We start from the raw sequence: 12426 nt of genomic DNA on the forward strand, positions 1-12426 counted from the left end.
GTGAGTCCTGCACTGCGTCTCGTGTTCGCGGGCAGTCCCGCCGCGGCGGTGCCGAGCCTCGAGGCTCTCGTCGCATCGCGACACGACGTCGCGGCCGTCGTCACTCGCGCGGATTCCCCGCGGGGTCGCAAGCGCGTGCTCACCCCGACCGAGGTGGCCGACGCGGCCGGGAGGCTCGGTGTGCCGGTCATCCGCACCGACCGTCTCGACGAGGACACCACTCGCGAGATCGAGGAGTTGCGCCCCGACCTCGGGGTCATCGTGGCATACGGCGGGCTCGTGCGCGAGCCCCTCCTCTCGACGCCGCGACTCGGGTGGATCAACCTGCACTTCTCGCTGCTCCCGCGCTGGCGCGGGGCGGCCCCCGTGCAACGCGCCATCATGGCGGGAGACGACCTCACGGGCGCGACGGTCTTCCATCTCGTGCCCGAACTCGACGCGGGCGACATCTACGGCTCGCTCACCGCGCCCATCGGGGCACACGAGACCGCCGGCCACCTCCTCGACTCCCTCGCCGTCGACGGAGCGCACCTGCTGACGCGCGTCGTCGATCTCCTGGCCTCGGGCGACGCACGCCCGGAGGAGCAGCGCGGCGACGTCACCCTCGCTCCCAAGCTCACCCTCGACGACGCACGCATCGACTGGGCGAGGCCCGCCCGGGAGGTGTTCGATCGCATCCGCGGCGTCACTCCCGAACCGGGCGCCTTCACCGAGCTCGTCGACGCCCGACTCGGCACCGTCAAACTCGGCGTCGCCGAGGCGGCACTCGCTCGCGACGCGGCCGCGCTCGAACCCGGTCGCTTCGCCCTCGTCGGTCGCGCGGTGCTCGTCGGCACGGCGACCTACCCCCTCGAACTCGTGCGAGTGCACCCGGCCGGAAAACGTGTCATGGCCGCAGCGGACTGGTGGCGCGGTCGCGGGAGCGACATTCCGGAGGTCGCCTCGTGAGCGGCCCCACCGACCGCCGCGCGGGTCGCGAGCCCGCACGTCGTGCGGCACCGGGCCGCGGCGCGGCGACCCCGCGCGGGGGATCCTCGGTGCAACCCGCGCGACGCATCGCCTTCGACGTCATCCGCGCCGTGGGGGAGTCGGATGCCTACGCCAACCTCCTTCTGCCCGTGAAACTCGAGCGGGCGAAACTCGGCACCGCCGACGCCGCCCTCGCGACCGAGCTCACCTACGGCACGCTGCGCCGGCAGAGTTACTACGACGCCGTCATCGCGATCGCCGCGGGCCGCGACGTCTCCCGCATCGACCCGCCCGTGCTCGACGTTCTGAGACTCGCCGTGCACCAGCTCCTGTCGATGCGTGTCGCACCGCACGCCGCCGTCGACGAGGCCGTCGCTCTCGCGCGATCGGTGGGGTCGGCATCCGTCACGGGCTTCGTGAACGGAGTGCTGCGCACCATCACGCGCACCGACCCTCTCGATTGGCACGACCGGGTCATGGAGTCCGCGCGGAGCGACGACGAACGACTCGCCCTCGAGCACTCCCACCCCGTGTGGATCGTGCGTGCCTTCCGCCGCGCGCTCTCGGCGGAGGGGCGCGAGATCGAGCTCGACGATCTGCTCGAGGCCGACAACACCGCTCCGCGCGTGAATCTCGTCGCCCTCCCGGGGCTCTCGAGTGTCGACGAGCTGCCGAGAACCCGGCGCGCACCGTATTCGCCCTACGGCGCGATCATCGAGGGGGGAGACCCTGCCACGTGGCCTCCCGTCGCCGCGGGCCGCGCGCGCGTGCAAGACGAGGGCTCCCAGCTCGCCGCGCTCGCCCTCACGCGCGCGCGGCCCGTCGAGCCGGGGGAGGTGTGGCTCGACCTGTGCGCCGGGCCAGGGGGCAAGACCGCGCTCCTCGGCGCCGAAGCCGCTGCCGCGGGAGCGACCGTCGACGCGAACGAACTCGTTCCCGCTCGAGCGGAACTCGTGCGCAAAGCCGTCGCGGCACTCGAGCATCCCCCGACGGTGACGGTCGGCGACGGAACCGAGGTCGGCCGAGACCGAGCCGGGAGCTACGACCGTGTGCTCGTCGACGCACCGTGCACGGGACTCGGAGCGTTGCGGAGGCGCCCGGAGGCCCGCTGGCGCAAACAACCGAAGGATGTCGCCGACCTCGCGCCGCTCCAGTCGCGGTTGCTCGCCTCGGCGCTCGACGCCGTCAAGCCCGGCGGCATCGTCGCCTACGTCACGTGCTCCCCCCACCTCGCCGAGTCGCGCGCGATCGTCGACGGGGCGGTCTCGCGGAGCGACGGCACGGTGCGACGCCTCGACACGGCCGACGTCCTCCGCGGTGTCACGACCGAGCCGCTCGACCTCGGCACGTCTCCGGGATCGGTGCAGTTGTGGCCCCACCGACACGGCACCGACGCGATGTTCATCTGCCTCCTCGAGAAGACCGCGTAGTCGGCGGGCGACGCGACGCGAGACGTCGAGTCGCGTTTAGGCTCGGACCATGGCCGTCCGAATCAACCCGAGCATCCTCGCCGCCGACTTCGTCAACCTCGAGCGCGATGTCACGACCATCGCGAGCGCCGACCTCGTGCACGTCGACGTCATGGACAACCACTTCGTGCCGAACCTCACGTTCGGCACGCAGATGGTCGAGAGACTGCAGGCTGTGTCACCGATCCCGCTCGACATCCACCTGATGATCTCCGACGCCGACCGGTGGGCACCGGGCTACGCCGAGACCGGCGCGTTCTCGGTCACCTTCCACGCCGAAGCCGCGACAGACGCCGTCGCCCTCGCGAGGCGCTTGCGCGACATCGGCGCTCGAGCGGGGATCGCGCTCAAACCCGACACTCCCGTCGAGCCCTACCTCGACATCCTCGCCGAGTTCGATCAGGTGCTCGTCATGACGGTCGAGCCCGGATTCGGAGGGCAATCGTTCATGGAGGGCACGATGCCCAAGCTCCGCACCCTCGCGACCGAGGTGGCGCGGCACGGACTCGACGTGTGGCTCCAGGTCGACGGGGGCATCGACGAGAACACGATCGGTATCGCCGCGGAGTCGGGGGCGACGACGTTCGTGGCCGGATCCGCCGTCTTCGCGTTCGACGACCCCGCGGCGCGCATCGCGCTCCTGCGGGAGTCGGCCGAGCGACACAGTCATGCTTGGATGGAGAAATGACTGACAAGACCAAGCCAGAGATCGACTTCTACGAGGGCGACGAGCCCACCGAACTCGTCATCGTCGACATCGAGGAGGGCACGGGCGAGACCGCCGAGCCCGGCGCGACCGTCGACGTCCACTACCTCGGCGTCGAGTTCGCCACCGGGGAGGAGTTCGATTCGTCGTGGAACCGCGGCCAGTCCATCGTCTTCCCGCTCGCGCAGCTCATCGCCGGATGGCAGCAGGGCATCCCCGGCATGAAGGTCGGCGGACGTCGCCAGCTCATCGTCCCTCCCGCACTCGCCTACGGACCGGCGGGCGGAGGCCACCGCTTGAGCGGGCGCACCCTCATCTTCGTCATCGACCTCCTCGGCGTGCGCTGAGACCTCGCGTCGACGAGCCTCCGGTCTCCGTCGCCCCGCGCCGCGCGGGGCGACGGAGACCTGGCCTTCCGCGAGCGGTACCCTTGACCCTGTGAAGACGTTCGACGCCCTGTTCGAGGAGCTCGCAGGCAAAGCCGCGGCCCGGCCCGAGGGCTCGCGCACCGTCGCCGAACTCGATGGCGGAGTGCACACCATCGGCAAGAAGATCGTCGAGGAGGCCGCCGAGGTCTGGATGGCCGCGGAGTACGAGTCGACCGACGAGACGGCGGCGGAGATCTCGCAATTGCTCTACCACCTCCAGGTGCTCATGCTCGCGAAAGGGCTGACCCCCGCGGATGTCTACCGACATCTGTAGGCCCCGCGTCGTCACCGTCGTTCCGACCGTCGGCGTCGCGACCGCCGACCGCCCCTCCCGCCGCTACCCGTCCACCTCGGGCGAGTGAGAAGAACCATGCTCCGCATCGCAGTGCCCAACAAGGGGTCTCTCGCCGAGACCGCCCACGACATGCTCGCCGAGGCCGGGTACACCGGCCGGCGTGACCCTCGCGCGCTCAACGCCGTCGACCCGCGCAACGAGGTCGAGTTCTTCTACCTGCGCCCCCGCGACATCGCGACCTACGTGGGTTCGGGCGCCCTCGACGTCGGAATCACCGGGCGAGACCTGCTCCTCGACTCGGGTTCCGCCGCTCGGGAGACCGCCGCGCTCGACTTCGGCGACTCGACGTTCCGGTTCGCCGGCCCCGCCGGCCGCTTCTCCGAGCTCGGCGATCTCGCGGGCATCCGGGTCGCCACGAGCTATCCGGGCCTCGTCGGAGCGTTCCTCGAGCGCCACGGCGTCACGGCCGAGCTCGTCAACCTCGACGGCGCCGTCGAATCCGCCGTCAAGCTCGGCGTCGCGGATGCCGTCGCCGACGTCGTCTCGACCGGTTCGACCCTGCGCGCGCAGGGGCTCGAGATCTTCGGCCCCGTGATCCTCGAGTCGACCGCGGTGCTCGTGAGCGGAGCGACCGTGCACCCCGGCATCGAGGTCTTGCACCGTCGGCTGCAGGGCGTGCTCGTCGCGCGCCAATACGTTCTCCTCGACTACGACCTCCCCGTCGAGCTCGTCGACGCGGCGTCGGCCATCACGCCGGGGCTCGAGTCCCCGACGGTCTCGCCCCTCCGCGACGCCGACTGGGTCGCCGTGCGCGTGATGATCGCGCGCGTCGACACGAACGAGGTCATGGACAAGCTCTACGACCTCGGTGCCCGAGCGATCCTCGTGAGCTCGATCCACGCCGCGAGGATCTGACGTGACCCTCGCCGTCCGCGTCATCCCGTGCCTCGACGTCGCCGCCGGTCGAGTCGTCAAGGGAGTCAACTTCGTCAACCTCCGCGACGCGGGCGACCCCGTCGAACTCGCCCGCCGGTACTTCGAGCAGGGCGCGGACGAGATCACCTTCCTCGATGTCACGGCGACGGTCGACGAGCGCGCGACGATGTACGACGTCGTGCAGTCGACGGCCGAACAGGTCTTCATCCCGCTCACCGTCGGCGGGGGAGTGCGCTCCGTCGAGGATGTCGCCAAGCTCCAGGGGCACGGAGCAGACAAGATCGGCGTCAACAGCGCGGCGATCGCGCGCCCCGGTCTCCTGGACGAGATCGCGGATCGCTTCGGAGCTCAGGCTCTCGTGCTCTCCCTCGACGTCAAGCGCGCCCCGTCGACGGCGAGCGGGTTCGTCGTGACGACCCACGGCGGCCGCACCGAGACGACCCTCGACGCCCTCGAGTGGGCACGCGAAGCCGTCGAGCGCGGTGCCGGCGAGCTCCTCGTCAACTCGATCGACGCCGACGGCACGAAGAACGGCTTCGACCTCGAGCTCATCACGGCGATGCGCGAGATCAGTTCGGTGCCCGTGATCGCCTCGGGAGGCGCGGGGGCCCTCGAACACTTCGCCCCCGCGATCAAGGCCGGCGCTGACGCGCTGCTCGCGGCATCCGTCTTCCACGACGCCGACCTCACGGTCGGCGACATCAAACACGAGCTCGCAGCCGCGGGCCTCATCACGAGGTAGGTCGCCATGGTCGCCCCCAGCGTCGAAGCAGTTCTCGCCCGCGCCGTGTTCGGTCGCGACGGCCTCATGCCCGCGATCGTGCAGCAGTGGGACTCGAAGGAGGTGCTCATGCTCGGCTACATGGATGCCGAAGCGTTGCGACGCACGCTCACCGAGGGCCGCGTGACGTTCTGGTCGAGATCGCGGTCGGAGTACTGGCGCAAGGGAGACACCTCGGGTCACGCCCAATTCGTCAAGACGGCCGCACTCGATTGCGACGCCGACACGGTGCTCGTGACCGTCGACCAGGTCGGCGCCGCGTGCCACACGGGCGCGCACGCGTGCTTCGACGTCGATCCTCTCGAGCCCGTCGTGGGGTTCCGCGATGCGTGACACGACCACGCGCGAGCAGTTCGACCGGTTGCTCGGCGACCACCGGGTCGTCCCCGTCATCCGGGAGCTCTACGGTGACGGCGAGACCCCCGTGGGCATCTATCGCAAGCTCGCGAAGGGCGAAGCGGGCACGTTCCTCCTCGAGTCCGCCGAACAGGGCGGCATCTGGTCGCGATTCTCCTTCATCGGCGTCTCGAGCTTCGGCGTTCTGACCCAGGTCGCCGGCGAGGCCACGTGGATCGACTACGGCCTGCCCGTCGAGCGCGCCCTCGGAGACGATTTTCCGACGCGGCCCCTCGACGCCATCGCGCACGCGCACGAGCGCTGGAAGACGCCCAAGATCGACGGCCACCCGCCGCTCACGGGCGGTCTCGTCGGATTCATCGGGTGGGAGGCGATCCGGCAGATCGAGAGACTGCCCGACGCCCCTCCCGCCGACTTCGTCATGCCGGGTCAAGCGATGAGCTTCGTCTCGCGACTCGTCGTCGTCGACCACCGCACCGGGTCGGTTCTGCTCATCGCGGCCGCCCTCAACGACGGCCACGAGACCGACGACGCGCTGTGGAACGCCGCGCAATCCGACCTCGACGCGATGCAGACCGCCCTCGGTGCACCGTCGGAGGCGTGGCTCGCCGACCTCGACCTCGAGACGTCGCCGTCACCGCGCCCACGCATCACGCCCGACGAATACCGGGCGGCGGTCGAACGATCGAAGCGGTTCATCGTCGACGGCGACGTCTTCCAGGTCGTCATCTCGCAGCGGTTCGACCACGAGCTCACCGCCGAACCGATCGACGTCTACCGGGTCTTGCGCACGCTCAATCCGAGCCCGTACATGTACTTCCTCGCGCTCGAAGACCCCGAGGGCGAGCCGTACTGGATCGTCGGCTCGTCGCCCGAGGCCCTCGTGAAGGTCGACGAGGGGCGCGTGCACATGCACCCCATCGCGGGGTCGAAGCCCCGCGGAACGACACCCGAACACGACCAGGCCCTCGCCGACGCGCTCGAGAACGACCCCAAGGAGCGCGCCGAACACCTCATGCTCGTCGACCTCGCGCGCAACGACCTCCTGAAGGTCTGCGTTCCCGGGTCTGTCGATGTGACGGAGTTCATGCACGTCGAGCGGTTCAGCCACATCATGCACCTCGTCTCGTCGGTCGAGGGCGACATCCGGCCCGGCGTCACGGGCGTGGATGTCTTCACCGCGACCTTCCCCGCCGGCACACTGTCGGGCGCACCCAAGCCCCGTGCCCTGCAGATCATCGACGAACTCGAGGTCGCGCAGCGCGGCCTCTACGGGGGAGTCGTGGGCTACTTCGATTTCGCGGGCGACGTCGATCTCGCGATCGCCATCCGCACCGCGACGATCGCGGGAGGCATCGCCCGGGTTCAAGCGGGGGCGGGGCTCGTCGCCGACTCCGATCCCGTCGCCGAGCAGCAGGAGACCCAGAACAAGGCCGCCGCTCCGCTCCGGGCCATCGCCGTCGCGAACGCCATGACCCGGGTGACCCCGTGACCCCGCGCCGGCTCAAGTCGACGGCGCTCCTCGCGGTTCTCGCCGTCAACGCGCTCACGCTCATCTCGTGGACCCAGGTGTGGTTCACCGTGCGGCTCGTCGACGCTGCGCAGGTCGACACCTCGATCGCCGCCGCAGGAGACTCGGCGGCCGGGGGACTCGCCGCGCTCGGGCTCGCCGGTCTCGCCCTCGCGGGCGCACTCTCGATCGCGGGCCCCGCGTTCCGGCTCGTGCTCGGGGTACTCCACGCCCTTCTCGGCGTCGCCGTCATCGCCTCGAGCCTCGCGGCGACCGGCGACCCCGTCGGCGCCGTCTCCGCACCCGTCACCGAGCTCACGGGTGTCACGGGCGACGCCTCGGTCGCGAGCCTCGTCGAGAGCGTGTCGAACACGCCCTGGCCGTTCATCACGCTCGCTCTCGGCATCGCGAGCGTCGGGATCGGCGTCGGCATCCTCGTGACGAGTCGCTCGTGGCCGGGGTCGTCGCGCAAGTACCAGACCGCGGGGCTCGTTCCCGTGGAGAATGCCGACCACGGTGCCGACGCCGCCGACAGCGACACGGCGATCGACACCGCCACCGCGGATGTCTCCTCCGCGAACACGACGGGTGCGACACGCGCGAGCGGTGCGCGTGCCGCCGCGACGACGGATGCCGCGGACGCCGAGCCAACCGCTGACCGCGGCTCCGACTCGGTCGCCGACTGGGACGCCCTGAGCGACGGCGGCGACCCCACCGCACGCTAGACTCGACTGACGCCACCACCGAACCACTGGAGCACTATGAGCCACGACAATTCCGAACCAGGCCACGGCAATTCGCCTGCGGCATGGACGGCCGTAGTCATCATGCTCGTGGCTTTCAGCGTCGGAACCGTCGCGTTCTTCTTCTCGATCGCCTGGCTCGTCTGGGCCTCGGCCGGTCTCGTCATCGTGGGCCTCATCGTCGGTCTCATCCTCGCGCGCCTCGGCTACGGCGTCGGTGGAGACCGCGCTCTGTCGAAGGCACGCTGACCCGGTGCTCGCCGACCTCACCGCAGGAGCCCTCGAGGACGCTGCGGAGCGTCGCTCGACGCGCCCTCTCGCCGACGTCGAGCGCGCCGCTCTCGAGCGTGACGCCCCCGTCGACGCGCTCGCTGCTCTCGCCCCGGCGGACGCCGTCAAGATCATCGCCGAGATCAAGCGGGCGAGTCCGTCTCGCGGTGCTCTCGCCGACATCGTCGACCCCGCCTCGCTCGGTCGCGCATACGAGACCGGCGGAGCGAGTGCCATCAGCGTGCTCACCGAGCAACGCCGGTTCTCCGGTTCCCTCGACGACCTCGAGGCCGTGCGCGCCGCGGTGGCTCTCCCCGTTCTGCGCAAGGATTTCATCGCCGAGCCCTACCAGGTGTTCGAGGCGAGGGCGGCGGGAGCCGATCTCATCCTCCTCATCGTCGCGGCGCTCGATCAGGAGACCCTCGTCGAACTCCACGCGCTCTCGACATCGCTCGGCATGGCCGTGCTCGTCGAGACCCACAGTGCCGACGAGATCGCGCGCGCCCGGGATCTCGGCGCGTCGATCGTGGGCGTCAACGCTCGCGACCTGCGCACCTTCGAGCTCGATCGCGACCTCTTCGCGACGCTCGTCGACCTCATTCCGGCGGGGGTCGTCAAGGTCGCCGAGTCGGCGGTCAAGACCGCAGACGATGTCGCGAGGTACCGCTCAGCGGGCGCCGATATCGTGCTCGTGGGTGAGGCGCTCGTAACGGGCGACCCCATCTCCACCCTTCGACAATTTTTGGCGGCATCATGACGACCCTGCGCGACGAGATCGGACCCTACTTCGGCGAATACGGAGGCCGCTTCGTTCCCGAATCCCTCGTCGAGGCCCTCGACGAACTCGACGCGGCGTACAAGACCGCCAAGACCGACCCCGAGTTCCAAGCCGAACTCACGGCTCTACACGCGACCTACACGGGTCGACCCTCGCTCATCACCGAGGTGACGCGCTTCGCCGAGCACGCCGGTGGCGCGCGCATCCTGCTCAAGCGGGAAGATCTCAACCACACGGGGTCGCACAAGATCAACAACGTGCTCGGACAAGCGCTGCTCGCGCGCAAGCTCGGCAAGACCCGGCTCATCGCCGAGACCGGGGCGGGCCAGCACGGCGTCGCGACAGCGACCGCCGCCGCCCTCTTCGGCATGGAGTGCGTCGTCTACATGGGTGCGGTCGACACCGAGCGGCAAGCGCTTAACGTCGCGAGGATGCGCTTGCTCGGGGCCGAGGTCATCCCCGTCGAGACCGGATCGCGCACGCTCAAAGACGCGATCAACGACGCTCTGCGCGACTGGGTCGCCAACGTCGAGACGACCCACTACCTTCTCGGCACCGTCGCGGGCCCCCACCCCTTCCCGGTCATGGTGCGCGACTTCCACAAGATCATCGGCGAAGAGGCGCGGGAACAAGTGCTCGCCCTCACGGGGCGCCTCCCCGACGCCGTCACGGCGTGCGTCGGCGGCGGATCGAACGCGATGGGCATCTTCCACGCGTTCCTCGACGACCCCGACGTCGCGCTCGTCGGCTACGAGGCCGCGGGAGACGGGGCCGAGACCGAGAGGCACGCGGCGACCATCACGAAGGGGCGCCCCGGCGTGCTCCACGGGGCGCGGAGCTACCTCCTCCAAGACGAAGACGGCCAGACCGTCGAATCGCACTCGATCTCTGCCGGCCTCGACTACCCGGGTGTGGGACCCGAGCACGCGTGGCTCGCCGACATCGGCCGCGCCCAGTACGTGCCCGTCACCGATACCGCGGCGATGAGCGCCCTCCGTCTCCTCGCGCGCACCGAGGGCATCATCCCCGCGATCGAGACCGCCCACGCCCTCGCGGGCACGCTCGAACTCGGAAAGCAGCTCGGTCCCGACGCCGTCATCCTCGTGAACCTCAGCGGCCGCGGAGACAAAGACATGGTCACCGCGGGCAACTACTTCGGTGTTCTCGACGACGACGCGGAGCAGGTCTGATGAGCGAAACCACGAGCCCCGTCGAGGCGGCGATCGCCCGCCGCACGGCTGCCGGCAGCGGCGCCCTCGTCGGTTACCTCCCCGCGGGGTATCCGAACCTCCAGACGAGCGTCGACGCGGCTGTCGCCCTCGCCGAGAACGGTGTCGACGTCATCGAGCTCGGCCTGCCGTACTCCGACCCCGTCATGGACGGTCCCGTCATCCAGGCGGCGACCCAGGTCGCCCTCGCGGGCGGGTTCAAGCTCGCGCACGGCTTCGAGGCGATGTCGGCGATCACCGCTCGGGTCGACGTTCCCGTGGTCTTCATGAGCTATTGGAACCCGATCGTGCAATACGGCGTCGACCGCTTCGCCGACGACCTCGTGTCGGCCGGGGGAGCGGGCGTCATCACTCCCGACCTCATCCCCGACGAGGCCGGGTCGTGGCTCTCCGCGTCCGAACGCACGGGACTCGACCGCATCTTCCTCGCGGCGCCGTCGTCGACCGAGACGCGGCTCTCCCGCGCGGTCGAGCTGAGCCGAGGATTCGTCTACGCCGTCTCGACGATGGGGATCACGGGGGCACGCACGGATGTCGACACCGCGGCTCGCTCGCTCGTCGGCCGACTGCGCGACGCCGGCGCGACGAGCACGTGCGTCGGAATCGGTATCTCGACCGCCGACCAGGTGCGCGAAGTTCTCGAATACGCCGACGGCGCGATCGTGGGTTCGCTCCTCGTGAAGGCCCTCACCGACGGGGGAGTGTCCGGTCTCGCCGACGCGGCAGCCGCGCTCTCCGCCGGTACTAGGCTCTAACACAGCCTCCTGCGGCTTCCCCCTTCAGAAAGGCACCGAGTACGTGTTCGCACCCGCAAGCATCCCCAGTCCCGGCCCCGAATGGCGGGTCCTTGTCGACCTCGGCGATGTCCTCCGCGACCTCGGTCTCAGCTGGGTGACCTTCGACCTCCCGATCCGTTCTTATGCGATCTGCATTCTGATCGGAATCTTCGCGGCAGCGCTGCTCACGAACGCCCGTCTCAACCGCCGCGGAGCTGAACCCGGAGTCACCCTCGATGTGGCGTTCTTCGCGCTCATCTTCGGCGTCATCGGCGCCCGGATCTACCACGTGCTCACCCACCCAGACGACTACTTCTTCGCGGGCGCCGACCCGTGGGCAGTCATCGCCATCTGGGACGGCGGCATCGCGATCTTCGGAGCCCTCCTCGGTGGGGCACTCGGTGTGTTCATCGGGTGCCGCCTCGTGGGTCTGCGGTTCTGGACCTACGCGGATGCCCTCGCCCCCGGCCTGCTGCTCGCGCAGGCGTTCGGCAGGCTCGGCAACTGGTTCAACCAGGAGCTCTACGGCGTGCCCACCGACCTCCCGTGGGGTCTCGAGATCGATCAGCCGAACGGGGCGTTCCCCGCGGGTCTCCCCGATGACACACTCTTCCACCCGACGTTCCTCTACGAGATCGTCTGGAACCTCGCCGGCGTCGCCGTGCTCCTCCTCGCGGAGCGCAAGTTCGCGCGTATCAAGACGACGGTCGACTCGATCACGTCGACGCGCATCGAGCCGCTCGCCCCGCGCCTGCAGTGGGGCCGCCTGCTCGGCCTCTACCTCGTCTGGTACGGCCTCGGTCGCGCGGTGTTCGAGTCGATCCGCATCGACCCGAGCGAGATCATCCTCGGCGTCAGGGTCAATGTGTGGGCTGCCTTCGCCGCGATCGTCGTCGGCTTGCTCATCATCATCATCCAGGGTCGCCGGCACCCCGGAGCAGAGCCGAGCGCCTACCTGCCCGGTCGCGAGTGGAAGCCCGAGGCTGGGTTAGACTCGGAGGACACCTACTCCGATACCGCTGACGACAGCAACAGTGATGGCGACAGCGCCCCAGCGATGGTCGGGTCGAGTGCAGCACCCCCCTCCGCCACAAGCGGCGGCGGTGCGAAAAAGTAGCTCGAGGTCGGTACGACTTCTCCTCGACTCAGCCGCACACTGCGCGCTCCCTCCTCGGTAGC

At 69.8% G+C, this 12426-nt stretch carries 15 protein-coding genes; all 15 read left to right on the plus strand.

Annotated features, from left to right (window positions below; genetic code table 11):
- Nucleotides 1–12: 12 nt before the first annotated feature.
- Nucleotides 13–948 (plus strand): methionyl-tRNA formyltransferase, encoded by a 936-nt coding sequence (fmt, locus tag ACLHIH_RS04035; protein ID WP_411316307.1) that lies wholly within the window; start codon nucleotides 13–15, stop codon nucleotides 946–948.
- On the plus strand, nucleotides 945–2399 hold the full coding sequence (locus ACLHIH_RS04040) for an RsmB/NOP family class I SAM-dependent RNA methyltransferase (RefSeq protein ID WP_411315416.1): 1455 nt from the start codon (nucleotides 945–947) through the stop codon (nucleotides 2397–2399). The genes fmt and ACLHIH_RS04040 overlap by 4 nt, the downstream gene beginning before the upstream one ends.
- A 49-nt stretch (nucleotides 2400–2448) precedes the next feature.
- Nucleotides 2449–3126 carry a ribulose-phosphate 3-epimerase gene (rpe, locus tag ACLHIH_RS04045; protein ID WP_411315417.1) on the plus strand — a complete coding sequence of 226 codons (678 nt, stop codon included), beginning with the start codon at nucleotides 2449–2451 and terminating at the stop codon, nucleotides 3124–3126.
- Nucleotides 3123–3491, plus strand: coding sequence for an FKBP-type peptidyl-prolyl cis-trans isomerase (locus tag ACLHIH_RS04050; protein ID WP_411315418.1), 369 nt, complete (start codon nucleotides 3123–3125; stop codon nucleotides 3489–3491). The genes rpe and ACLHIH_RS04050 overlap by 4 nt, the downstream gene beginning before the upstream one ends.
- A 91-nt stretch (nucleotides 3492–3582) precedes the next feature.
- Nucleotides 3583–3846 carry a phosphoribosyl-ATP diphosphatase gene (locus tag ACLHIH_RS04055; protein WP_411315419.1) on the plus strand — a complete coding sequence of 88 codons (264 nt, stop codon included), beginning with the start codon at nucleotides 3583–3585 and terminating at the stop codon, nucleotides 3844–3846.
- A 96-nt stretch (nucleotides 3847–3942) separates the two neighbouring features.
- Nucleotides 3943–4782 carry an ATP phosphoribosyltransferase gene (gene hisG, locus ACLHIH_RS04060; protein WP_411315420.1) on the plus strand — a complete coding sequence of 280 codons (840 nt, stop codon included), beginning with the start codon at nucleotides 3943–3945 and terminating at the stop codon, nucleotides 4780–4782.
- A gap of 1 nt (nucleotide 4783) precedes the next feature.
- Nucleotides 4784–5545 carry an imidazole glycerol phosphate synthase subunit HisF gene (gene hisF, locus ACLHIH_RS04065; protein WP_411315421.1) on the plus strand — a complete coding sequence of 254 codons (762 nt, stop codon included), beginning with the start codon at nucleotides 4784–4786 and terminating at the stop codon, nucleotides 5543–5545.
- A 6-nt stretch (nucleotides 5546–5551) separates the two neighbouring features.
- On the plus strand, nucleotides 5552–5917 hold the full coding sequence (hisI, locus tag ACLHIH_RS04070) for a phosphoribosyl-AMP cyclohydrolase (protein ID WP_411315422.1): 366 nt from the start codon (nucleotides 5552–5554) through the stop codon (nucleotides 5915–5917).
- The gene (locus tag ACLHIH_RS04075) at nucleotides 5910–7433 is read left to right on the plus strand and encodes an anthranilate synthase component I (protein WP_411315423.1); all 1524 of its coding nucleotides are present in this window, start codon (nucleotides 5910–5912) and stop codon (nucleotides 7431–7433) included. Before hisI ends, ACLHIH_RS04075 begins: the two co-directional genes overlap by 8 nt.
- The gene (locus ACLHIH_RS04080) at nucleotides 7430–8176 is read left to right on the plus strand and encodes a Trp biosynthesis-associated membrane protein (protein ID WP_411315424.1); all 747 of its coding nucleotides are present in this window, start codon (nucleotides 7430–7432) and stop codon (nucleotides 8174–8176) included. Before ACLHIH_RS04075 ends, ACLHIH_RS04080 begins: the two co-directional genes overlap by 4 nt.
- Nucleotides 8177–8212: 36 nt before the next feature.
- Nucleotides 8213–8443: a DUF6704 family protein gene (locus tag ACLHIH_RS04085; protein ID WP_411315425.1), complete on the plus strand. Its 231-nt coding sequence runs from the start codon at nucleotides 8213–8215 to the stop codon at nucleotides 8441–8443.
- A 4-nt stretch (nucleotides 8444–8447) separates the two neighbouring features.
- Entirely contained in the window at nucleotides 8448–9221 is a 774-nt protein-coding gene (gene trpC, locus ACLHIH_RS04090; protein WP_411315426.1) for an indole-3-glycerol phosphate synthase TrpC, read from the plus strand.
- The gene (gene trpB / locus ACLHIH_RS04095; RefSeq protein ID WP_411315427.1) at nucleotides 9218–10432 is read left to right on the plus strand and encodes a tryptophan synthase subunit beta; all 1215 of its coding nucleotides are present in this window, start codon (nucleotides 9218–9220) and stop codon (nucleotides 10430–10432) included. Before trpC ends, trpB begins: the two co-directional genes overlap by 4 nt.
- Nucleotides 10432–11226, plus strand: coding sequence for a tryptophan synthase subunit alpha (trpA, locus tag ACLHIH_RS04100; RefSeq protein ID WP_411315428.1), 795 nt, complete (start codon nucleotides 10432–10434; stop codon nucleotides 11224–11226). The genes trpB and trpA overlap by 1 nt, the downstream gene beginning before the upstream one ends.
- A 43-nt stretch (nucleotides 11227–11269) precedes the next feature.
- Entirely contained in the window at nucleotides 11270–12364 is a 1095-nt protein-coding gene (lgt, locus tag ACLHIH_RS04105) for a prolipoprotein diacylglyceryl transferase (RefSeq protein WP_411315429.1), read from the plus strand.
- The last annotated feature ends 62 nt before the right edge of the window (nucleotides 12365–12426 follow it).

It is taken from the genome of Marisediminicola sp. LYQ134 (assembly GCF_046599635.1).
Lineage (GTDB): Bacteria > Actinomycetota > Actinomycetes > Actinomycetales > Microbacteriaceae > Marisediminicola.

Coding starts and splice junctions, on each gene's coding strand:
- rpe (WP_411315417.1), top strand. CDS start 2,449: ATGGCCGTCCGAATCAACCCGAGCATCCTCGCCGCCGACTTCGTCAAC.
- ACLHIH_RS04050 (WP_411315418.1), top strand. CDS start 3,123: ATGACTGACAAGACCAAGCCAGAGATCGACTTCTACGAGGGCGACGAG.
- hisG (WP_411315420.1), top strand. CDS start 3,943: ATGCTCCGCATCGCAGTGCCCAACAAGGGGTCTCTCGCCGAGACCGCC.
- hisI (WP_411315422.1), top strand. CDS start 5,552: ATGGTCGCCCCCAGCGTCGAAGCAGTTCTCGCCCGCGCCGTGTTCGGT.
- ACLHIH_RS04075 (WP_411315423.1), top strand. CDS start 5,910: ATGCGTGACACGACCACGCGCGAGCAGTTCGACCGGTTGCTCGGCGAC.
- ACLHIH_RS04085 (WP_411315425.1), top strand. CDS start 8,213: ATGAGCCACGACAATTCCGAACCAGGCCACGGCAATTCGCCTGCGGCA.
- trpB (WP_411315427.1), top strand. CDS start 9,218: ATGACGACCCTGCGCGACGAGATCGGACCCTACTTCGGCGAATACGGA.
- trpA (WP_411315428.1), top strand. CDS start 10,432: ATGAGCGAAACCACGAGCCCCGTCGAGGCGGCGATCGCCCGCCGCACG.